This window comes from Sporosarcina sp. 179-K 3D1 HS, from assembly GCF_047228905.1.
Classification (GTDB): Bacteria; Bacillota; Bacilli; order Bacillales_A; family Planococcaceae; genus Sporosarcina.
This window is the reverse complement of record NZ_JBFEGI010000007.1, coordinates 128,353-150,008: the sequence shown is the minus strand read 5'-3', so window position 1 is coordinate 150,008 and position 21,656 is coordinate 128,353. Positions and strand designations below refer to the sequence as shown.

The 21,656-nt window shown below is 49.1% G+C and carries 18 protein-coding genes; 7 read left to right on the top strand and 11 right to left on the bottom strand.

Annotation, left to right across the window (positions count from 1 at the left end):
• Nucleotides 1-36: 36 nt before the first annotated feature.
• The 6 genes from AB1K83_RS11210 to AB1K83_RS11185 form a co-directional block, all read right to left on the bottom strand.
• Nucleotides 37-1,494: a carbon starvation protein A gene (locus AB1K83_RS11210; RefSeq protein ID WP_413058270.1), complete on the bottom strand. Its 1,458-nt coding sequence runs from the start codon at nt 1,492-1,494 to the stop codon at nt 37-39.
• A 142-nt stretch (nt 1,495-1,636) separates the two neighbouring features.
• Nucleotides 1,637-2,368 (bottom strand): LytR/AlgR family response regulator transcription factor, encoded by a 732-nt coding sequence (locus tag AB1K83_RS11205; RefSeq protein WP_413058323.1) that lies wholly within the window; start codon nt 2,366-2,368, stop codon nt 1,637-1,639.
• Nucleotides 2,365-4,104, bottom strand: a complete 1,740-nt coding sequence (locus AB1K83_RS11200; protein WP_413058269.1) for a LytS/YhcK type 5TM receptor domain-containing protein — start codon at nt 4,102-4,104, stop codon at nt 2,365-2,367. Before AB1K83_RS11200 ends, AB1K83_RS11205 begins: the two co-directional genes overlap by 4 nt.
• A 137-nt stretch (nt 4,105-4,241) precedes the next feature.
• On the bottom strand, nt 4,242-5,249 hold the full coding sequence (locus AB1K83_RS11195) for an NAD(P)H-dependent flavin oxidoreductase (protein WP_413058268.1): 1,008 nt from the start codon (nt 5,247-5,249) through the stop codon (nt 4,242-4,244).
• 15 nt (nt 5,250-5,264) lie between these two features.
• Nucleotides 5,265-6,419, bottom strand: coding sequence for a PstS family phosphate ABC transporter substrate-binding protein (locus AB1K83_RS11190; RefSeq protein WP_413058267.1), 1,155 nt, complete (start codon nt 6,417-6,419; stop codon nt 5,265-5,267).
• A gap of 185 nt (nt 6,420-6,604) precedes the next feature.
• Entirely contained in the window at nt 6,605-6,799 is a 195-nt protein-coding gene (locus tag AB1K83_RS11185) for a YwbE family protein (RefSeq protein ID WP_413058266.1), read from the bottom strand.
• 156 nt (nt 6,800-6,955) lie between these two features.
• On the opposite strand from AB1K83_RS11185, the gene AB1K83_RS11180 reads away from it, so the two are divergent.
• The 7 genes from AB1K83_RS11180 (at nt 6,956) to AB1K83_RS11150 (ending at nt 15,525) form a co-directional block, all read left to right on the top strand.
• On the top strand, nt 6,956-7,396 hold the full coding sequence (locus AB1K83_RS11180; RefSeq protein WP_413058265.1) for a YtoQ family protein: 441 nt from the start codon (nt 6,956-6,958) through the stop codon (nt 7,394-7,396).
• Between the two features lie 139 nt (nt 7,397-7,535).
• Nucleotides 7,536-8,477 (top strand): PstS family phosphate ABC transporter substrate-binding protein, encoded by a 942-nt coding sequence (locus AB1K83_RS11175; protein ID WP_413058264.1) that lies wholly within the window; start codon nt 7,536-7,538, stop codon nt 8,475-8,477.
• A 206-nt stretch (nt 8,478-8,683) separates the two neighbouring features.
• Nucleotides 8,684-9,622 (top strand): phosphate ABC transporter permease subunit PstC, encoded by a 939-nt coding sequence (gene pstC / locus AB1K83_RS11170; RefSeq protein ID WP_413058263.1) that lies wholly within the window; start codon nt 8,684-8,686, stop codon nt 9,620-9,622.
• Nucleotide 9,623: 1 nt separating this feature from the next.
• On the top strand, nt 9,624-10,499 hold the full coding sequence (pstA, locus tag AB1K83_RS11165; RefSeq protein ID WP_413058262.1) for a phosphate ABC transporter permease PstA: 876 nt from the start codon (nt 9,624-9,626) through the stop codon (nt 10,497-10,499).
• Between the two features lie 58 nt (nt 10,500-10,557).
• Nucleotides 10,558-11,331, top strand: coding sequence for a phosphate ABC transporter ATP-binding protein PstB (pstB, locus tag AB1K83_RS11160; protein WP_413058322.1), 774 nt, complete (start codon nt 10,558-10,560; stop codon nt 11,329-11,331).
• 104 nt (nt 11,332-11,435) lie between these two features.
• Nucleotides 11,436-14,261 carry an ATP-binding protein gene (locus AB1K83_RS11155; protein ID WP_413058261.1) on the top strand — a complete coding sequence of 942 codons (2,826 nt, stop codon included), beginning with the start codon at nt 11,436-11,438 and terminating at the stop codon, nt 14,259-14,261.
• A gap of 391 nt (nt 14,262-14,652) precedes the next feature.
• The gene (locus AB1K83_RS11150) at nt 14,653-15,525 is read left to right on the top strand and encodes an AraC family transcriptional regulator (RefSeq protein WP_413058260.1); all 873 of its coding nucleotides are present in this window, start codon (nt 14,653-14,655) and stop codon (nt 15,523-15,525) included.
• A gap of 145 nt (nt 15,526-15,670) precedes the next feature.
• On the opposite strand, the gene AB1K83_RS11145 is transcribed toward AB1K83_RS11150, so the two are convergent.
• The 5 genes from AB1K83_RS11145 to cdaA form a co-directional block, all read right to left on the bottom strand.
• The gene (locus tag AB1K83_RS11145) at nt 15,671-16,036 is read right to left on the bottom strand and encodes a response regulator transcription factor (RefSeq protein WP_413058259.1); all 366 of its coding nucleotides are present in this window, start codon (nt 16,034-16,036) and stop codon (nt 15,671-15,673) included.
• 37 nt (nt 16,037-16,073) lie between these two features.
• The gene (locus AB1K83_RS11140) at nt 16,074-17,669 is read right to left on the bottom strand and encodes a diguanylate cyclase (RefSeq protein WP_413058258.1); all 1,596 of its coding nucleotides are present in this window, start codon (nt 17,667-17,669) and stop codon (nt 16,074-16,076) included.
• 144 nt (nt 17,670-17,813) lie between these two features.
• Nucleotides 17,814-19,163 (bottom strand): phosphoglucosamine mutase, encoded by a 1,350-nt coding sequence (gene glmM, locus AB1K83_RS11135; protein ID WP_413058257.1) that lies wholly within the window; start codon nt 19,161-19,163, stop codon nt 17,814-17,816.
• A 26-nt stretch (nt 19,164-19,189) separates the two neighbouring features.
• On the bottom strand, nt 19,190-20,479 hold the full coding sequence (locus AB1K83_RS11130; protein ID WP_413058256.1) for a YbbR-like domain-containing protein: 1,290 nt from the start codon (nt 20,477-20,479) through the stop codon (nt 19,190-19,192).
• A complete protein-coding gene (gene cdaA, locus AB1K83_RS11125; RefSeq protein ID WP_413058255.1) occupies nt 20,472-21,308 on the bottom strand; it encodes a diadenylate cyclase CdaA in 837 nt (278 codons plus the stop codon). The genes AB1K83_RS11130 and cdaA overlap by 8 nt, the downstream gene beginning before the upstream one ends.
• Nucleotides 21,309-21,656 lie beyond the last annotated feature (348 nt).

The following is a 21,656-nucleotide window of genomic DNA, read 5'->3' as shown; positions in this document are numbered from 1 at the left end:
CCCCGCTGTCTTGGGGAATAGCTTTTTCGGCATACTTTAACTTGTGGTGATACCTTTCCAATGCGAGATGTCTTCTTCCAGCGGAATCTGCTCGGCCCTCGCCTTGTTTGCGGCGACGAAGAAGATAGCCACCAGCGCGATGGAGATGACGGTTGCGCCGATATACGCCACGTTCATCGGCAAACCGAATCCGATTTTCGCATTCAAGATATACGTAGTCGTCGCCATGAGCATGAACGTTCCTGGAATCAGTGCGACCCAGTAATTCTTCCCGGCAATGAAGAGATACATGGCCCCTACGAACAGCGCGATGACCGCAGTCGATTGGTTCGCCCAGGAGAAGTAGCGCCATAGGATATCAAAATCGATTTTCGTCAAAACAATCGAGATGACGAACATCGGAAGGGCAATCCATAGACGGCTGACCAACTTCACTTGTGACACTTTGAAGTAGTCGGCAATGATCATACGCGCACTGCGGAATGCCGTATCGCCAGAAGTGATCGGCAAGATGATGACACCGAGAATCGCCAATGTTCCGCCGACCGCTCCTAACATCATCGTGGAAGCTTCGCTGACAATCATCGCCGGACCGCCTGCTGCTAGTAGTTCATTCAACCCGACTGGACCGTTGAAGAGGCTCATGCCTGCTGCTGCCCAAATCATGGCAATGATCGCTTCCGCAATCATCATACCGTAGAAAATTTTACGTCCTTGGCCTTCTCTTTGCGTCGTGCGTGAAATGATCGGTGACTGCGTCGCGTGGAAACCGGACAATGCTCCACATGAAATCGTCAAGAATAATAACGGGAAGATCGGCAGTTTATCCGGGTGCAAGTTCGCAAGCGTCAATTCAGGAATATTGGCACCTGTCAAAACCATCCCGCCGCCAACTCCGACCGCACTAATGATGAGCAATGCACCGAAAATCGGGTAGAACCGGCCAATGATTTTATCGATCGGCAGCAAAGTCGCGAGAATATAGTAAATGAAGATGGCCGTTACAATGATGCCCATTGCCGCCCAGCCATTCATCAAGTTATAGAGCAAGCCGGCTGGCGCTGAAACGAAAACCGTTCCAACCAATACCAATAGAAGAATCGCAAATGCGTTGACGACGTGCTTCATGAATTTCCCTAGGAATTTCCCCGCCAGCTCCGGCAAATGGGCGCCACGGTTGCGGATGGAAATCATGCCTGTCAAATAATCATGTACCGCCCCGGCAAAAATCGCCCCGACTACGATCCAGATGAATGCGATCGGGCCATAGAGCGCCCCCATGATCGGACCGAAAATCGGACCCACCCCCGCGATGTTCAATAACTGAATTAATGAGTTCTTCGTTGTGCTCATCGGCACGTAGTCAACGCCGTCGCCACTCGTATAAGCAGGTGTGGCACGCTCCTCTTTAACGCCAAACATCTTCTCTACGAATTTGCCATACGTGAAATAGCCGACGATCAGCAAGACAACACCGAATAAAAATGTATACATGAATGCTCCCCCCTCTAAATGATAGCGCTTTCAATCTTTCATTTATTGTAAGAGAGAAGAGCGACGAAAAGACCATTTTCGCCGCAACATGTAGAAATGAGAGATTATCATGCAAAAGAGGCGGACTGACGTGCATTGGACCTTATATTTCCAATCGCTGGCGCAAGTCCTTCACATAATTCCGGCTGACGGACAGTTTTTCCGGGCGCCCTTCCAATTCCAGTTGATATGCCCCGTTGAACCAGGGCGTCAATCGGCTGACATAATTTAAATTGACCAAGTAGCTTTTATGAATGCGAAAAAAAGGAAACGAAGCGAGCCGATTCTCCAACTCTTTCAATGAGATCCGAACTTCATAATCTTGCTGTTCTGTAATGATTTTCGTCACCTTCTCTTCCCGGTACATATAGTAAATGTCCCGAATGAGAATATAGTCGATTTCCCCGTCCATCTCCACCGCCAGTTTCCCAAGTTGGCTTGTCACGTCTCCCGGCAACTGCGGGGCCAACCAATTTTCAACCCTCTCGATCGTCTGCTTCAACTGGTCTTCATCATACGGTTTCAATAAATAATCCACTGCGTTAATACGGAAGGCTTCTGCGGCGAATTGCGGATAGGCAGTCGCAAATGCGATGAGGGGCACTTTTTTTAATCCCTGAAGTGATTTCGCAACTTCCATGCCTCCCATCTTCGGCATTTCCACGTCCAAGAAGACGACATCCGGTTGCAACTGCAGCGTTTTCATAATGGCCGCTTCCCCCGACTCTGCCTCCCCCACCACTTGGATGGATGGGAACTGGCCGAGTAAAAAAGTCAATTCCTCCCGCGCATAGCGCTCATCATCGACGACCAATGTTCGAATTACGCGCATCAGCTAGCCACCTCCTTTTTCGGAATGATAAAGCATACGGTCGTCCCTTTGCCGCGATCGCTTTGGATTTGCAGGGCCGCCTGCTCGCCGAATGTCATGATGAGACGGCGATTGACGTTAAACAAGCCCATTCCGGTTCCCGTGGCAGAAGCGATTTGATTGGACCCCAAATCGGCCATTCGATCCGGCGGGATGCCTTGCCCATTGTCTTGCACGGCGATTTCAATTCCCTTGTCCCGGGTCCGCATCCTAATTTTCACGACGCTGTTTTTCTCCATGTTTTTAATGCCGTGCTTGATGGCATTTTCGACAATCGGCTGGAGTGTCAACGGCGGAATCATTTCATCCAAAATCCGCTGGTCTATATCGTAGCGAATGGTCAGTTTATCGACAAATCGGGCCTCTTCGATCTTGAGGTAGGCCTCAACATGCAGGAGCTCCTGTTCCAACGTCACCTGTTCTGCGGTTGTCCCCTCCAAGTTCTGCCGCAAGAAATACGATAGTGACGTCAGTAATTTGCGAGCTTGGTCTGGATCGGTCCGAATTAACGACACGATAATATTCATCGAGTTGAATAAAAAATGAGGACTGATCTGGGCTTGGAGCGTTTTGATTTCCGCATCTTTAGCCAATTGATGCAGCCGGTTCGCTTCGGCAATTTCAAGTTGATTGCTCAGGAGTGAACTGAGCCCTGAAATGAGCTCCACCGTCACATCGGTGATCGCCTTTTCGGATGGATAATACAATTTCAAGGTGCCGATCGTCTCTCCGCCTTGTTCGAGAGGCGCAATGACTGCCGCACCCAGCGGACAATCGGGTTGGATGCAATGAATGGCACCTTCATTCACAACGACAAGCTGCCCTTTCTGGAGCACTTCTTTCGTGATATCGGTTTGGATGGGGCTATTCGTTTGATGATGGTCACTGACTTCCCCGACATGCGCGAGGATTTCCGTTGTATTCGTCATCGCCACTGCGCTCGGCTTCAGTTCGCGGTATAAAATAGTACAAACCGCTTGGGCTGTCGTGTTACTCATGCCTTGCCGCAAATGTCCGAGGGTTTGGTCGGCGATGCGCAAGGTCTTTTGTGCTTGCAAAGCGGTCGCCTTTTCCTGATCGCTGATGACGTTGTAGACGATAAGGAGAAAGATCGCCGTTCCAATGCCGTTCGCCAAGATCATCGGGATGCCAATCGTGTCCACTAAGATGATCGCTTTCTCAAAAGGTTTAGATAGAAGGAGAATCAGGCCCATCTGGACAGCTTCCGCCATCGCCCCGATTCCAAAAGCGGTCAACGGCTTCACATGTTTCCCCTTTTGATAGAAGGCGCTGGCGATATACCCCGAGATGATGGTCGACAATCCACAGGAGATGGAAGTGAAACCGCCGAGCGACATCCGATGCAGTCCGGCAATCAACCCCGCGCCCACCCCCAGCTTATAGCCGCCCAACAGCCCAGCGACGACAACTCCGATGACACGTGAATTGGCGATCGCCTCGTCTGCTGCGAGTTCCATGGCCACGCTATTGAAATGCAGTGTTTCCGTGTTGAAGGCGACTCCGAAATACGTGCCAATAATACCGAAGAAACCGAAGAACAGGATGGCCGTCATTTCCTGCTTCCGGTTCAGCTTATCCTGATGCACCATATTCTTGAAAAAGTCCAATCGCGTCAAGATGAACGCCACCGCAACAATCATCCCGACGCGCTCCAACATGATGACCAGCAAATCCAGCATGGCGATCCCCCCTCTCCTGCCCGAAACTGGATGTGGATAAAGTATACTCCATGTTTGTTGCTGTCCGCATCTATCTTTCTAGGGAATAGAGATTCAAAAAGCCCCAACAATTATTGTTGAGGCGTTCCCTGATTGATTCAAATAAAACGTTGGAGAATTTCTTTCACCGTACCTTGCGTGCTCATTTGCACCCCTTCGCCCGCCCAACAGGACATCCATTCGGGCTTCCCTTGTTTTGCCGCTTCACTCCGTATGGTTTTCGTCAAATCATTTTGGTAGGGGTACGGGGCGATGACGGCATTTTCCATCTTACGGATGAACTCATTCTGAATGCCCCGCGCCATTTTTCCAGAGAAAGCCTTGGTCAATACAGTACTTCCTTCTTCTGCAGTCAAAATTGCTTCTTTATAAGCCGAATGGGCCCCGCTTTCTTCCGCGGCCAACAAGGCTGTCCCGATCTGCACGGCTTGCGCACCTTGCTGCAACGCCCACTCCATGCGCCCTTTATTCCCGATGCCGCCCGCTGCGATGACCGGAATCCCAATGGCTTCCACGATGGACGGGAGCAGCTCGTCCAATGGAATGAATTGCAGCTCCCCAGCAAAGGAGCCCCGGTGGCCGCCCGCTTCCTTGCCTTGTGCAACGACCGCATCCATCCCGGCCCGCTCGGCCAGCACCGCCTCTTCGACAGTCGTTGCCGTTCCGATCAGCAACATTCCGGCCTCTTTTAATTTCTGAATGGAAGCTGCGTCCGGCAAGCCGAAAGTGAATGAACAAATCGGTACGCCTTCTTCGATGATCACTTGAATTTGTGCGTCAAATTCAGATGTGGATAACGGCGTATCCCAAGATGTCATCCCCAATTGTTCACCGATCGGTTGCAGCGTTTCATAGGCTTTCTGCAATCGGGCTTCCTCCACTTCAACCGCCTCCGGCACAAACAAATTGACCGCAAATGGCCGATCCGTCCGCTCCTTCACTTGGCGAATGAAATCCCGAGTCTCCTCTGCGGATATATAACCTGCCCCGATTGAGCCGAGCACCCCGGCCTCGGCGGATGCCGCCACAAATCCAGGTGTCGTCACCCCAGCCATCGGCGCTTGGATGATCGGATGATGGATTCCCAATACCTCTGTCATTGTCATGTCGCTTCCCCCTATTTATTCGGAGACCGGCACGTACCCCGTCTTTTCTACAATGTCCTGCCCTTGCTCCGATACGATCCACTCCAAGAATGATTCGATATGCGGGTTATCACTTCCTGCCGTTACTGCGTAAAATTCATCGGTCAACGGGTACTCTCCCGAACGGATCGTTTCGACGGTCGGTTCCACGCCATCCACTTGCAGCAACCGGATGGCACTGTTCTTCACCATTTGAGTGGAATAATAGCGGAACGTATATCCGATTGCATTATTGTAGTTCTTATAGTCCGACACTTGGTCGATAATGGTGCCCATAAACGATGCAATGTCTTCCACCGGCGGGTCCATTATCGGAACATCCCCCATGAAATGCTGCAAGGCGGTCTGACTTCCGCTATCTTCCGGCCGTTGGAACGCACGAATCGATTTCCGCTTCCCGCCGACCTCTTTCCAGTTCGTGATCTGTCCCGAATAAATGCCTTTTAATTCATCCGTCGTCAAACTCTTCACCGGATTTCTCGCATTGACAAAGAAGACGAACGCCTCCCGGCCAATCGGTGTCAACTTCATGTCTTTGCCCATTTCCTCGGCTTTCGCCAATTGCGCTTTGGAAGGGCCAGACACGAAAATGATATCCGCCCGGCCGCTGAAAAGATTGTCATAGGCCTCCCCTGTACGATTGGACATCACTTCACTGTCGTATTGGTTGTACTCCTTTTCCGGATACACCGCCTGCGCGAAAGCGGAATAGATCGGATAAAGGGCAGTGGCGCCGTCCAAGATCGGAAGGTCATCTTCCAGTTTCAGGGTAGCCGGCTCGTCGAGTGAGACGGCTTTCGTACTTTCTTGGAAAGGTGCATAGTCATGTGTTGCTATGTATCCGTCTTGCACGACGGGACGTGTATAATGGTATATTCCTGGGATAGCTGCAACGACTGCCAACGCGATGGCACCTATCATAATGCGGTTCATAAGCTTTTTATGAATGGCCCTAGGAAAAAAGCTCATGACCATCAACGTCCCGACAATGAGATAAGCTACTATGATCAACGGTAGCAGGAACTTCATCCCCATCATGTAGACAACCACTCCGCCTACAAGGGCAATCGGCAACAGAAATGCCATGACCACGACAACATACACAATACTCCCGATTTTCCCCAAATCCATTCCCCCTTTCGATGAAGGACGCGGGAGAGAAGTCACGAGTTGCAAGGAAACTACCGGCGGGTGCAAGCAAACTGAGCTAGACTGCAAGCAAAGCTAACTTGAGTGCAAGCAAACAACCGGCGAATGCAACCAAACGCGGCTGCAGTGCAAGCAATACGTTTACTACTGCACCCGCGCCCCGCCGTTCACTCTAAAATATCGCAAACGCGCCCGACTTGGCCGTCTTCCAGCCGCACTTTAATGCCATGCGGATGAAAGCTGGAGTTGGTCAATAAATCCTTGACGACCCCTTCCGTTTTCATGCCGCTCCGCTGGTCTTTCTTCAATATGACCGCCACTTTCAAACCTGGTTTTACATCTGCACGATTTCGTCCATCCATTATTGGGAATCCCCCTCTCTTTTTGGAATGACCGTTATTCATGAGCACTTTCACGATCATCCTCCTTCCCTTAAGTGTAAACCGCCGATGCACCGGAGGCAATCTTCTGAGAATGAATGCTATACTTGAAGTATCACTTGATGGAGGGATGACATTATGAGATTAACTGTGTATCTGGCCGGGGAAATTCATTCATCATGGCGGGAGGAAGTGAAACAGAAAAGCGCCGCCTTGAATTTGCCGATTGACTTCGTCGGGCCGATGGAGGATCATGACCGTTCCGACAACATCGGGGAGGAAATCCTGGGGAAGCAGCCCAATGCGATTTTCAAAGACGCCGCAGCTTCCAACTTCAATAATTTACGGACCGAGCTCCTAATGAAGAAAGCGGACCTCGTCATCGCACTTTTCGGCGAAAAGTACAAGCAATGGAACACGGCTATGGATGCGAGCGCTGCTGTCGCACTCGGGAAGCCCTTGATCCTCATTCGCCCGGAAGCCCATCACCACGCACTGAAAGAACTCTCCCGCAAAGCGCATGCCACGCTGGAAAACGTCGACCAAGCGATCAAAGCGCTGCATTATATTTTTGAATAAAAACAATGAACCTTGCTGACAGAGTGGTCAGCGGGTTCTTTTTTGTTTACAAAACCTTTACATCTCATTCATACAGCCTCAATATTTGTCCGTTACCATTTGAGTTGTAAAGAAAATGAGTTGAGGGGGACAACAACAGATGAAGAAGACGTCAGTACTTGCAACACTTGGACTAGCATGCTCGATTTTCCTTGCTGCCTGCAGCGGAGGAGACGGAAATACATCCGCCAATACAACGCCAGAGGGCCAAAGCTTGAGCGGGAAAGTCACCGGCGACGGATCATCCACTGTCGCACCGATTATGGAAGCGATCGTGGAAGAGTACGCACAAGTGGAAAAAGACGTGCTCGTGTCTGTCGGCGTATCAGGTACCGGCGGCGGTTTTGAAAAGTTCATCGCAGGTGAAACAGATTTCTCCAACGCCTCCCGTCCGATCAAAGAGGAAGAGAAAGAAAAGCTGGTAGCCGCTGGAGTGGATTACTCGGAATTACCGATCGCGTACGATGGCTTGACTGTTGTCGTAAATAAAGAGAACAACTGGATTGACTCCTTGACGGTGGAAGACCTAGAAAAAATCTGGGTCGAAGACGGTACAACGAAAACATGGTCGGATATCAATCCAAGCTGGCCGGATGAAGAAATTGTCTTCTACTCACCAGGAACCGATTCCGGAACATACGACTACTTCAATGAAGTCGTGTTGAAAGACGGCGACCTTGTAAAAGCGGCTACACTGTCTGAAGACGACAACGTCCTCGTGACAGGAATCAAAGGCGATGCCAACGCCATCGGATTCTTCGGTTATGCGTACTATGAAGCAAACAAAGATTCCTTGAAAGCGGTCATGATCGATGGAGTCGAACCCAATTCTGAAACGATCGAGTCCGGCGAATATACGCCATTCTCCCGCCCACTTTTCGTCTACGTCAATAACGATGCTGTAAAAAATAAAAAAGAAGTGCGTAATTTTATGGAATTCGTCATCGACAATGCGGCTGAAATGGCCGAAGCAGTCGGCTACGTCCAACTGCCGGAAGAAGAATATAAAAAGACACGCGACGCATTGGATGCTATCAAATAAAGCGAAACTGCAATCCGTGGGGGTTCTTCATCCCCCACGGATTGTCGATTGAATCAACAAGGCTCTTCAATGGGCAGTCCTCGAAACATTATTGATGATCCTCACAACGTTCGGAACTAACTTCGAAACGTTTCAGGAAAACCTCACAACGCCCGAGTCACCTGTTTTATGAACACAAAGAAATCCGGCATAAAGGAGTGCTAGCGTTGACTGCTATACAACCTGTCGAAAAGACGAGGACCCGTGACCTCATTGCCGCGGCAAAAAAGAAGGAGACGTTCGGAAAACTCGTTCCACATCTCTTGCTGGCGGTGACGTGCGTTACGATCCTGGCGACGTTCGGTATTGTTTTCACCTTATTGAAAGAGACCTTCACGTTTTTCAGCCAAGTGAAAGTGACGGATTTCCTGTTCGGCACTGAGTGGGCCCCATTTTCCAATGCAGCGCCGGCTTTCGGCGTCTTGCCGCTCGTTGTCGGCACATTGAAAATCGCTATCGTGGCACTACTTGTCAGTGTCCCCGCCGGCCTGGCATGTGCCTTGTTCCTAAGTGAATACGCCTCGCCAAAAGTGAAGAAATTAATCAAACCTGTTATTGAATTGCTTGCGGGGATTCCAACGATCGTCTACGGATTTTTTGCCCTGACGTTCGTCACGCCTTGGTTGCAGTCCTTCATTCCCGCGTTGAAATTGTTTAATGCACTGAGTGCTGGAATCGTAGTCGGCATCATGATCCTGCCGATGATCGTCTCGCTGTCGGAAGATGCGTTATCTGCCGTACCCGCTTCCTTCCGAGAAGGTTCTTATGCGCTCGGGTCAACCAAATTTGAGACGGCCGTCAAAGTCGTCTTTCCGGCCGCCATTTCAGGAATTGCTGCCTCCGTCATCCTGGCCGCTTCCCGTGCCATCGGGGAAACGATGATCGTCTCTTTAGCAGCCGGATCGACACCCGCATTCAATCTGGACTTGACCGGTTCCATCCAGACAATGACTTCCTATATCGTCCAAGTGGCAACGGGGGATGCCGGATATGGCACAACGATTTACTATTCCATTTATGCGGTCGGCTTTACGTTGTTCCTCTTTACTTTTGCAATGAACCGGATCGCTTTATTCATCAAAACGAAGTTCAGGGAGGAGTATTGAAATGGTACGTGTTCTTCCATCGAAGACCAACCAGCGGCTTGCCAAAGATTCAGCCATGAAGTGGTTGTTCCGTATGGCCGCCTTCCTGTTGCTGGCCATTATCGTCTTCCTTTTTTACGGAATTGCCGCAGATGGCTTCGGGCGATTGAACCTCTCGTTCTTTACGAATTTCGGTTCCCGCTTCCCTGAAAAGGCTGGCATTAAAGCTGCGCTCGTCGGCACTTTGGCCCTCATGGCAGTCGTCATTCCGGTGTCTATGTTCTTAGGTCTCTGTTCCGCCATCTATCTCGAGGAATATGCTCCCAAGAACAGATGGACCGCCTTTATTGAAATGAACATCAGCAACCTCGCCGGCGTTCCGTCCGTCGTCTTCGGATTGCTCGGTTTAACCGTTTTCGTCCGCGCTTTTTCACTTGGTAACAGTATACTTGCTGCTGGATTGACGATGAGTCTGTTAATCTTGCCGATTATCATCGTCGCCTCGCAAGAAGCGATCCGTGCGGTTCCAGACACCTTGCGGGAAGCATCGTATGGAATGGGAGCAACAAAATGGCAGACAATCGTCCATGTCGTCCTCCCTTCCGCGATCGGCTCGATTCTGACAGGCAGCATCTTATCGTTCTCGCGTGCCATCGGAGAAACCGCACCGCTCATCGTGCTCGGCATCCCGGTCATCGTCCACTTTTTACCGACCGGCCCATTGAGCACATTCACCGCCTTGCCGATGCAGATTTACGACTGGGCCAAGCGCCCACAACCTGAGTTTGCTGATGCCGCGTCCGCGGGAATCATTGTGCTGCTCATCATTCTCGTGACAATGAACGCATTTGCGATTTATTTCCGAAATAGATCAGAAAAAAAGCTTCAAAACCGATAGGAGGAACCTCCCGATGACTTTATTGAGAGACCGACAAGAAGAGAAACAGTTCCGCGTCATGAAAAATGCCAACTGGCAGAAACCCGTCTATGAAACGAATGGCCTGAACGTTTGGTACGGCACGTCCCATGCGTTGAAAAACATTGATCTGACCATCAATGAAAAAGAAGTGACTGCTATCATCGGACCATCCGGCTGCGGGAAATCCACGTATTTAAAAACGTTGAACCGGATGGTCGAGACTGCGCCCAATGTCACGATTTCCGGAAATATCACCTTGATGGGCAGTAATATTCTTGGTAAAGCGATGCCCGTCGAGGAATTGCGCTCGAAAGTCGGAATGGTCTTCCAGAAACCGAATCCCTTTCCGAAATCAATCTATGAAAATGTGGCGTTCGGTCCGAAAATCCATGGCATCCGCAACAAAGCCGTGCTGGACTCCATTGTTGAAGACAGTCTACGGAAAGCGGCTCTGTGGGATGAAGTGAAAGACCGTCTTCATAAGAGTGCATACGGCCTTTCCGGCGGCCAGCAACAACGGCTGTGCATCGCCCGCTGCCTCGCGGTCGATCCCGAAGTGATTTTGATGGATGAACCGACATCCGCGCTCGATCCCGTTTCGACTCACAAAGTTGAAGAACTGATCAACTCCATTAAGAATGACGTCACCGTCGCCATCGTCACCCATAATATGCAGCAAGCTGCCCGTATTTCCGACCGCACTGCGTTTTTCTTAAACGGGGAAATAGTCGAATGCGACCGAACGACCACCCTCTTCAGCACCCCAACTGACGAACGGACAGATGACTATATCAACGGCCGATTTGGTTAATTCAAAGAAGTTATCCGCAAGCAGAAGCGGATAACTTTTTTTATATCATCATGGTAGAATAGTAGATAATTAGAAAAAATTTCATAATGGAATGAGGACTTGATATGAATAAAGGCGGGTTGAGAAGAAAATATCAACTCTCAACGTTGGTCTTGCTGCTCATTTTGGTCCCCATCATCTTCGGGACTTATCTATTTCTCCATAACAAGTGGGAAAATCTGTCCAATGAACGGCAAATTTCCTATGAGAAAGCGATTGCGATGGATGATCTATCCCGTTCCGTCAACGACCTCTTTTTACGGGCACGGGGATATTATGCCTTCAAGATCGATGCCGAACTGGACGCGGCATACGAAGAAATGGGAAACATCCGGGAAGCGATCCTTCATTTGCGGTCCGGTGAATTAACGGAAGAGGAACGGGAATTGATCGATGAAATCGAGGGGTTCCTCATCCACTATGAGAACGTGACCCTTCCCTACGCCACTTCCCTCGTCCACTCGGATGACTATGCAGGATTGCGGGAGCTTTCCCTGGGGGGGACGAATGATACCGTCAATCAACTCATCGAGTACTCGGAGCAATACAACGACAAACTGAACGACAGCCTCCTCAGCATGTTCGGAAAACTGACGAAACAGCTGAATCTTTTCTATCTCTACATCTTGGTCGGAGGTGCGGTGCTGTTGTTCGTCATCTTCTGGATCGTCCGGCGTGTCATCTACGATATCATCCGGCCGATCGAACAGATAAAGTGGGCAGCGGACCGGTATCGGGACGGTTTGGATTTCAACTTCAAGCCGATTGAGCGGACGGATGAAATTGGTGCACTCTCGGATTCCTTTGCCGGGATGATCCGGACCATCCAGACGAAAGAGGACGAGTTGACCGCACAAAACGAAGAACTCCTTTCCCAACAAGAGGAACTGGTGGATAAACAAAGTCGTATGGAAATGGCGCTGTCATCGGCTCGCTTCGCCAAATACCGGTTGGAACGCTACAATGGGCTGAATCACCAATTGTCGTTTTCGTTGGACAAGCAGGAGATCCTGGATCTGGTGCTCGAATACTTCGATGAATTGTACAAGCTCGACCTGGGCGGCGTCTGGCTGCCAGAGAGCGGGGAATACAGCTTGAAAGGGCTGTCGGAGGAACGCTTTGACCGTTTCAAGCAGAAGCAGTTCGAATATATCCGACACCGATTGGAAAAGGAGCCTTACTTCGTAGTGAAGCGGGAGGCGGATTACGAAAAAGGCATCACCAACGACCAAACTTACGTCTACGATTACTTTGCCGGCATCAAAGAACATTCCACACAACTCGGTATAACCGTAGCCTTCTCGCGGATTGGCCGTCCATTTTCCGAGGAAGATCTACTGGATATGTACGGGCTGCTGAAACGGGTGGAACTGGCGATTGATCGGGTGGAACAATATGAAAAGGTAAACCGGGAGCGACTGTTGAGCCAAAATATCTTGGATACTATTAACGAAGGAATCCGGTTCGTTTCGGTGAACGGGGAACAGGATCGATACAATCAGGCCCTCTTCCGCTTACTGGAGTTCCCAAAAGAATTTGAGAAGGAAGGGATCGATCGTGAAATATGGCTTAACCACGTACTGGACAAGGTGGAAGATAGTGGAGAATTGAAGGCCTTTTTGGAAGAAGCACTTGAGTCGGACGCCGTGTCCCAGACGTCTTATAAGATTCCGGGCGACCACCCGAAAGTGATGAATGTCTACAGCGTCCCGATCATCATTGAGAACGAGCGGAGCGGCACGATTTTTGTACACCGGGATATTACACAGGAATACGAAATCGACCGGATGAAAACGGAACTCGTTTCCACGGTGAGCCATGAATTGCGGACTCCCCTTTCCAGCGTGCTCGGTTTCACGGAACTTTTATTATCGAAAGAGATGGATGCCAAACGGCAAAAGCGCTATTTGGAAACCATCCACAAAGAAGCGCAGCGGCTGACGAATCTCATTAACGATTTCCTGGATTTGCAACGGATGGAGTCGGGACAACAGTCGTATCAAATGATCGATGTGAATCTTTCCGAAGTGGCTAAAGAAGTGATGGACACATTTCAAGTGGATGACCATCATTCCATCGCCATCGTCGACAAGGCCATTCAGCCGATTATCATGGCGGATCACGACAAGATGGTCCAAGTGTTCACCAATTTGTTGAGCAACGCCTTGAAGTTTTCGCCCGATGGAGGAAATGTCCTCATCACCATCGCGACGGAAGAAGACCGGGCCATCGTGTCGATTGAAGATGAAGGAATCGGCATTCCAGCCAATCAAATCGGGAAAATGTTCGAGAAATTCCAGCGCTTCGATAATAGTTACAGCCGGAAAATCGGCGGCACAGGGCTCGGATTGGCCATTTGCCGTGAGATTGTGGAAAACCACGGAGGGAAGATTTGGATTGAATCCGAGGAGGGTGTCGGCACGGCCGTATTCTTTGCATTGCCCTTACAAACAGTGGCCAAAACGGAGCTCCTGTCTTCCAACAGCCCCGCTGTCATGATCGTGGAAGACGACTCCAGCATCGCCCTGCTCTTAGGGGAAGAATTGAAAATGATAGGCTTCTCGGTCATTCACCAATCCAAAGTGAACCCGGCTTTCACCTACGCCAAAGAAGAGCAGCCAAATTGCATCGTTGTCGACCTGCTGCTAGGCGAAAAACAAACAGGGTGGGACCTCATCCGGCGCTTGAAGGAGGACCCAGCAACGCAGCATATCCCAATCGTCATCTCCTCCGCCTTGGAGAAACGGGAAGACCTCGTCAGCCAGTTCAACGTCGATCACTACATGACCAAGCCGTACCCTTTGCACGAACTATCCGGCACGATCGAACAAGCTTTGCAAAAACGAAACGGCTTGATCCTTTATCCGGATGGGCCTTTGGCAATAGAATGATAGGTACAGGGAGTCCGATATGGATTCCCTGTTTTTGATTGACGTAGAGATAGGGTTAGTGGTTAGCGTTGTAAGGTTGGGTGGGAACGTTGCGAGGTTTGGGAATAAGTTGTGAAGTGGATGCAATTCGTTTTGAGGTGGCGCTTAAATGTTGTGAGGTTCGGAGAAAATGTTGTGAGGTGCTGGAAACGTTGGGAAGTTCGGGGAATACGTTGTGAGGTGGGCGCAGAACGTTGGGAAGTTCGGCAACATTATTGTAAGGTTCGTCCGAGATGTTGCGATGTGACTGAAGTGTAGGATGAAATAAAGGATAAGTCCTACATTACGGTGCACAAATTGTCGGACATACAAATTCAACTCCTGCTATTCTATTGAGGAAGGAGGTCATATAATGGATTTGCTTAAAAATATGAATGATGCCATGAAGTATATCGAGGAAAACCTTACTAACGAAATAGATTTCAAGATGGTGGCCAGGTTAGCTCATTGTTCCGAATATCATTTTAAAAGAATGTTTTCTTTCCTTGCCGGAATACCGTTATCTGAATACATCCGCCGTAGAAGACTTAGCTTAGCAGCTTTCGAGCTTACGAATAGTGGCATAAAAATAATTGATGTGGCGATTAAATATGGATACCATTCACCGGACTCTTTTACTAGAGCTTTTCAAAATATACATGGTATCACACCGTCAGAGGCAAGAAACAACGGACAGCAATTAAAAGCCTATCCACTAATGACCTTCCAATTATCAATTAGAGGAGGTAATGAAATGAATTATCGAATTGAACAAAAAGAGGCATTTAACATAGTTGGCATTATGAAAAGAGTCCCCATTGTTTTTGAAGGAGAAAATCCGGAAATTACAGCTATGTGGCAATCTTTGACTATGGATAAAATAGATCAATTAAAAAAACTCTCTAATATTGAACCGAAAGGGATGATTCAAGCCTCTACAAACTTTTCTGAAGGACGCATGGAAGAAAAAGGAGAGCTTGATCAGTATATAGGAGTTGCCACCACAGAAGAATGCCCTGATAACTTTTCAACACTTGAAGTTCCTGCCTTAACATGGGCTGTATTCGATTCAATAGGGCCTTTTCCCAGTACACTACAGGAAACGTGGGGAAGGATTTATTCTGAATGGTTTCCCTCTTCCAGCTATCAAGTAACAGAGGGGCCTGAAATCTTGTCGATTAAAAGTAAAGACTTAACTTCGCCATCAGTGAAAAGCGAAATTTGGATCCCAGTATTGAAAAGATAAAACATAATAGGAGAGCACCGAGCTGTATCATTACATTCTCTTGCTCTTCCAGAGTCGGGCACGTTTCTGAAGCGACAAGACGAACACAACCGCGCAACGCCATAAGAAAAAGCCTTGGAAGCCGCACCTCCGAGGCTTTTCCTTCTTATCCATTCAAGATGTCATTCACCAAAGCAACCAGTTCAGAAGGACTGAAAGGTTTTGGCATGAAGTATTTGGCACCGAATTGATGGGCCATGTCGCGATCATGTTGCTGGGCCTTTGCCGTCAGCATGATGATCGGGACGCCGAGTTGCAGCGGCTGGATCTTTTCCAGCACTTCCATTCCCGTCATATAAGGCATCATATAGTCTAGGATGATCAAGTCAAAAGGGTCCTGGACGATGCGTTCATAACCCTCTTTGCCATCCTCCGCTTCCTCGACGGCATACCCTTCGAATTCAAGGGTGTCCGTGATGAGCATCCGCAGTATTTCCTCATCGTCCACGACCAGTATTTTTTTTGTTTCCATCGACCCGTCCGGCTCCTCTCCTGCATTCCCTTTTCTGTTATAAAATCCGTGTTGACAGTTTTTGCACGCGTGTGACGATATCTTTCGGCTGGAACGGTTTCATGATATAGTCATCGGCCCCCAGCCATAATGCAGCCTTAATATCCGATTCGCCGGTGCGGGCGGTCATCATGGAGACGAGGACGTTTTTCTGATCCGTATCCCGCTTCAGGCGGCTGAGCACTTCCAGGCCATCCATTTCCGGCATGATCCCATCCAGTAGCACGATATAATATTCCTCCGGCCGGTACCAATCCGATTCCAAGAACGATGGTCCGTCGGGATACGCATGAACGTCAACTTCTACCCCAGGCAATGTCAAGCCCGCTAGCTTTTCGGCCAGCATCGTACGGATCAACGTATCATCGTCAATGATCATAATATGCAGTTTCCGATTGGCCAGCATCGTGGCGTTGTACGTCACCGTCCGATTCCGACCCCCACGTTTCGCTTCATAAAGGGCCTGGTCCGCTTCGGAAATCACTTGTTCTATGCTACCCTCATATGTCGCCACCCCAGCAGAAAACGTGACTGAAAAACGGTGCTCCCCTTCTTCAAATACGATGGCATTAAACCGCTCCCGCAATCGTTCAATAAAAACAACCGCTTTTTCTGCGGAAGCCCCATGGAAAATAAAAGAGAACTCTTCCCCACCATACCGGAAGACGTGATCAGTCTCCCGCTTCTCCTCCAAGGCGACCATTCCCAGCCTCTTCAGTACTTCATCCCCCGCTGGATGGCCATATTGATCGTTCACTTTTTTAAAGTGATCGAGGTCCAACATGACCAGCGAAAAACCGACATCCGACCGCTCCGATAATTCCGCGAAGTAAGAAATCATTTCATCGAAGTGGCGCCGGTTCCCCATACCTGTCAACCCATCCGTGATAACCGAGCGGCCGATCGTTTTTCGCATCTTTTCCCGATTCAACAAATACGGTATGAAGATTTCCATATCCAACGGCTTTTTGAGGAAATCCATCGCTCCGTTTTCATATGCTGACACCCGATTGGCCTGTGAAGCATCAACGCTCGTAATCGCCGTGATGACCTGGCGCGCTTGCGCTGTTTCGGAGATATGCTCGAGCACCTCAAAGCCCGACATATCCGGCAAATACAAGTCGATCAACACATAATGCGGCCGAACGGAATAAAATTGCTCGATTCCGCGCTTCCCGTTCAACGCAATAATCACTTGCGCCCCCATCTTTTCGAGCAGCTCTTTGACAAACGAAACAAATTCCAAATCATCGTCAATGATGAGGACAGCCGTCTCCTCATCCAGGGTATTCATGTACATGACCGGAACCTGGAAGTCGTTCAACTCCCGGTCCCCTTCCATGACACGCCAAATCCGGTTTTTGAAATTATTCAGCGTATGGACAGGAATTGTGCTTTCATTGTGGGCAGATAAAATATCAAGCTGCGCGGAACAAAAAGCGGATAGGGAATCCAATCCGATTGTACCTGACGTCCCTTTTAAGGTATGTAAAAAGTTGTATAATTCTTTCTCGGTAATCATCGCTTTTTCTTCCCACTCCGCAAATATACTCTGAATCCGTTCGCGCAGCAGATCTTGATAATTCTTACCCATCTTGAAAAACCTCCAGCATGATTCTACTCCCCAAAAATAGATACATAGACATCCTTAGATTATAATCCAACTTGCCAAATTATACAAATTAAGAATAAAGGCATATAAAAAAAAGGATTGGATATCAAATCCAATCCTAAAGTATTATTCTGTTCCCATTTCTTGGCGGACTACATTAGCAATCCGCTCTACGTACTCCGTGCAAGCTTCTTCCGTCGGTGCCTCCACCATTACCCGGACAACTGGTTCGGTTCCGGATGGACGGACGAGCACACGCCCGTTGCCGGCCATGTCTTTTTCCACATCCGCAATCGCCGCGGCGACTTTGTCATTTTCCAATACGGCGTTTTTATCCGTGACCCGCACATTGACAAGCTTTTGTGGAAACACTCTCATTTCCGCGGCAAGATCAGAAAGTTTCCGTCCCGTGCGTTTCATGATATTGACCAACTGAAGGCCGGTGAGGAGACCATCGCCGGTCGTATTAAAATCAAGGAAGACGATATGTCCCGACTGTTCGCCGCCGAGATTGTAATTTCCTTTTTTCATTTCCTCCACAACATAGCGGTCGCCCACTGCTGTTTGAACGCTTGTCATTCCTTTGTCGGCCAACGCTTTATAGAAGCCCATATTGCTCATGATAGTCGATACGACCGTGCCCGATTTAAGGCGTCCTTCAGCATGAAGGTGGCTTCCGATAATGTACATGATCTGATCTCCATCCACAACCTCGCCATGTTCATCCACCGCGATTAACCGATCTCCATCGCCGTCGAAAGCCAGTCCGATATCGGCGCCTTTCTCAACCACCAGTTTGCAAAGTTCTTCTGGATGCGTGGAGCCGACTCCTGCGTTAATGTTCACCCCGTTCGGAGAGGTTCCCATCGTCGTCAAATCGGCATCCAAGTCTGCAAACACATGAGTTGCCAGCGTGGAGGTGGCTCCATTCGCACAATCCAAGGCGATATGAATACCCGTGAACTCTTCATCTACAGTCTGCTTCAAATATTGGATGTATTTATGGCCGCCTTCAAAATATTCCGTGATGGTGCCAACATTTGCTCCGACCGGGCGGGGCAACGTGTCCTGTGGTTCATTCAACAGACGCTCGATTTCCTCTTCTTGCTCGTCTGTCAATTTAAAGCCGTCCGAGCCGAAAAACTTGATGCCATTATCCTCGTAAGAGTTATGCGAAGCAGAAATCATGACACCCGCTTGCGCATTCATGGCGCGAGTCAAATAGGCGACTCCCGGCGTACTGATTACACCAAGTGTCATCACTTCCACTCCGGTTGATAAGAGCCCGGCAACCAAGGCACTTTCCAGCAGTTGGCCAGAAATCCGCGTATCTTTGCCAACGAGTACTGTCGCTTTTTCCTGGACGTCTTTTGTCAGCACATAGCCGCCCATGCGCCCTAATTTATACGCGAGCTCCGGGGTCAATTCCTTATTTGCAACTCCACGGACACCATCCGTGCCAAAATACTTTGTCATCTCTTAACTCCCTTTCAAAACATATATCAAGCCAGTTCGATTTTCATCGTCACTTTTTCTTCAGATAGTTTCCATTGCACCTGTTCAGGGCCATCGACTGAAATGGGAAGTGTCAACTCCCCTTCCTCTTCTGCTCCGGAGGCATCGACGTAGACATTGAAATCAGAGGACGCCATCTTGTCGATGACGCTTTTTTCCCCTGTCACACTCAAAGATACCGAACCATTTGGCGGTCTTTGGTATGAACTTTTAAATTTGGAATCAAGCCCTTTGACCTCTACCGCAATATTATTGAATTCCTTCGTGACGACAGGTTCCGGGGCTGGGGAAGGCGTCTCTGTCTGCTCCTCGGCCGACGCTTCTTCCTCATCCGTAGTCCGCTCCGCAGAAGAGGCGTTAATCGTCACTTTCAATTTATCCAAGGACATCTTGGAGATCCCTTTGAGCTTTTTCAAATTGACATCAAGTTGTCCTTGTCCATTCACCTTGGAAACATCCACATCGACAGTATATTCATCGATTTGTTCCAACGCTCTCCGCGAACCGTACAAAGTGATCGTTTCCGCTTTTGTCGAGAGTCCTTGAATCTGGACCCCTTCTTCCGGTGTCCCGACAGCACGGAGGACGATCGGCACCTCTTTTTGATACTGGGCCACCTCGACCTTGACTGTCACTTCTTCCGGAACAATGGAGACATTCAGCTTATTCAAATCTTTATCTAACACACGGACGCGGGCTTGCTGTTCAAATGACTTGGAAATGCCCTGATCCGCAGTGGCAGTGGCTTTTACAAAACTGATCGATTCGACGACACTTTTGGCACCGGTCACTTCAATGACCGACGGATCGGTTTTCATATCGACAATATGATAATCTTCCGCCAGTAACCGATCATTCAACTCCGCATCGACGCGGAATGATTGCGTAATTTTTTCTTCAATATCTACCGTGACCGTAGCTGGATCGAGCCGGACCTTTAATTTATCAGATATATTCTCAGTTGTGATTTCCACGGTATGCCGGCCCATTGGCAAGTTGGCCAAATCCAGGCGTAAGGTGAAGTCTTTCATCAACTTCGTCGTCTGGACAAAGTTGGAAGGTCCTTCAATGGTCATGTTGACAGTTTCTGGAACCCCGGTCACCACTGAGTTTTCAGTATCATAAATCACCTCGACCGGAACGTCACGGATGATAGCTTCGCCATTCGATTTGCCTGCCGTCGTCTCATCCCCGGCTTTGACGAAGAAAAACAGCACAATGGCAAGGAACAATGCCGTGAAACGGAGAAACCAAGGGCTATCCATAAGTTTATCCATTCTTTTTCTTCCTCCATTTCCAGATAGGCGTTTCCGATTGCTCGGATTCCGAACCGAACCAGAGTCGACGCAATTGGGTTTCAAATTCCTCCATATCCAGATTCCGGTTTATATCTCCGTCCGCTGTAATGCTGACAGCCCCAGTCTCTTCCGACACGATGATCGTCACCGCATCCGTCACTTCACTGATACCCAGTGCCGCCCGGTGCCGTGTCCCCAATTCTTTGGAGATGAATGGGCTCTCGGAAAGCGGAAGATAACATCCCGCAGCAGCAATCCGATTTTTTGTAACGATGACTGCTCCGTCATGGAGGGGAGTATTCGGGATGAAAATATTGATGAGCAATTCGGTCGTAATATCGGAATTCATCGGAGTTCCGGTTTCGATATATTCGCTCAAACCCGTTTCCTTTTCAATGGAAATCAATGCCCCGATCCGCCGTTTGGCCATATAGCTGACCGATTTCATGAACGCATCGATGAGCCGATCCCGTTCTTCCATTTCCTGCGTCATCGTCCGCGCAAATAGTCGGCCCCGCCCGAGTTGCTCGAGCGCCCGCCGGAGCTCCGGCTGGAAAATAATGATGATCGCCAGGAACCCATACGGTAATACTTGGTCCATCATCCAACGCAACGTATCCAGTCCGAACACATCCGTCAGCAGACGGGCAATAATCAGGACGATAATTCCTTTTAACAGCTGGACCGCTTTGGTCCCTCGAATAATCGTAATCAGTTTATAAAAGACAAACCAGACTAGAAGCACATCCACTATATTAATTAGTGCTGCGACCGGACTTAAATCAATAAAATTTTGCCAATTGGGCATGTGCTTCGCCTACTTTCCTACACAATTTCCTATGCGTCCAGTATAGCATAATGACAAAAGCGCGTGTATTATTTACAAAAGCCAGGGCGCCCTGATTTTGAGGCGACCCGGCTCATATTTTTAGAGAGCTGAACATATTTCCACCCAAGCGATCATAACTCCGGAGCAACGATCATATCTCCACGCAACCGATCATAACTTCGGAGCAACGTTCATATCTCCACGCAACCGATCATAACTTCGGAGAACCGATCATACTTCCGCGCAAGCGATCATAACTCAGAAGGACCGCCCATATTTCCGCGCAAGCGATCATAACTTCGGAGAACCGATCATATTTCCACGCAA

What these genes read in the sequence shown, in the direction of transcription:
- AB1K83_RS11180 (WP_413058265.1), top strand. Translation starts at nt 6,956, where the DNA reads ATGAGATTAACTGTGTATCTGGCCGGGGAAATTCATTCATCATGGCGG.
- AB1K83_RS11145 (WP_413058259.1), bottom strand. Translation starts at nt 16,036, where the DNA reads ATGGAAACAAAAAAAATACTGGTCGTGGACGATGAGGAAATACTGCGG.
- AB1K83_RS11210 (WP_413058270.1), bottom strand. Translation starts at nt 1,494, where the DNA reads ATGTATACATTTTTATTCGGTGTTGTCTTGCTGATCGTCGGCTATTTC.
- AB1K83_RS11190 (WP_413058267.1), bottom strand. Translation starts at nt 6,419, where the DNA reads ATGGATTTGGGGAAAATCGGGAGTATTGTGTATGTTGTCGTGGTCATG.
- cdaA (WP_413058255.1), bottom strand. Translation starts at nt 21,308, where the DNA reads ATGCCCAATTGGCAAAATTTTATTGATTTAAGTCCGGTCGCAGCACTA.
- pstB (WP_413058322.1), top strand. Translation starts at nt 10,558, where the DNA reads ATGAAAAATGCCAACTGGCAGAAACCCGTCTATGAAACGAATGGCCTG.
- AB1K83_RS11150 (WP_413058260.1), top strand. Translation starts at nt 14,653, where the DNA reads ATGGATTTGCTTAAAAATATGAATGATGCCATGAAGTATATCGAGGAA.
- AB1K83_RS11130 (WP_413058256.1), bottom strand. Translation starts at nt 20,479, where the DNA reads ATGGATAAACTTATGGATAGCCCTTGGTTTCTCCGTTTCACGGCATTG.
- pstA (WP_413058262.1), top strand. Translation starts at nt 9,624, where the DNA reads ATGGTACGTGTTCTTCCATCGAAGACCAACCAGCGGCTTGCCAAAGAT.
- AB1K83_RS11200 (WP_413058269.1), bottom strand. Translation starts at nt 4,104, where the DNA reads ATGCTGGATTTGCTGGTCATCATGTTGGAGCGCGTCGGGATGATTGTT.
- AB1K83_RS11185 (WP_413058266.1), bottom strand. Translation starts at nt 6,799, where the DNA reads ATGGATGGACGAAATCGTGCAGATGTAAAACCAGGTTTGAAAGTGGCG.
- AB1K83_RS11195 (WP_413058268.1), bottom strand. Translation starts at nt 5,249, where the DNA reads ATGACAATGACAGAGGTATTGGGAATCCATCATCCGATCATCCAAGCG.
- AB1K83_RS11155 (WP_413058261.1), top strand. Translation starts at nt 11,436, where the DNA reads ATGAATAAAGGCGGGTTGAGAAGAAAATATCAACTCTCAACGTTGGTC.
- AB1K83_RS11175 (WP_413058264.1), top strand. Translation starts at nt 7,536, where the DNA reads ATGAAGAAGACGTCAGTACTTGCAACACTTGGACTAGCATGCTCGATT.
- AB1K83_RS11140 (WP_413058258.1), bottom strand. Translation starts at nt 17,669, where the DNA reads ATGGGTAAGAATTATCAAGATCTGCTGCGCGAACGGATTCAGAGTATA.
- glmM (WP_413058257.1), bottom strand. Translation starts at nt 19,163, where the DNA reads ATGACAAAGTATTTTGGCACGGATGGTGTCCGTGGAGTTGCAAATAAG.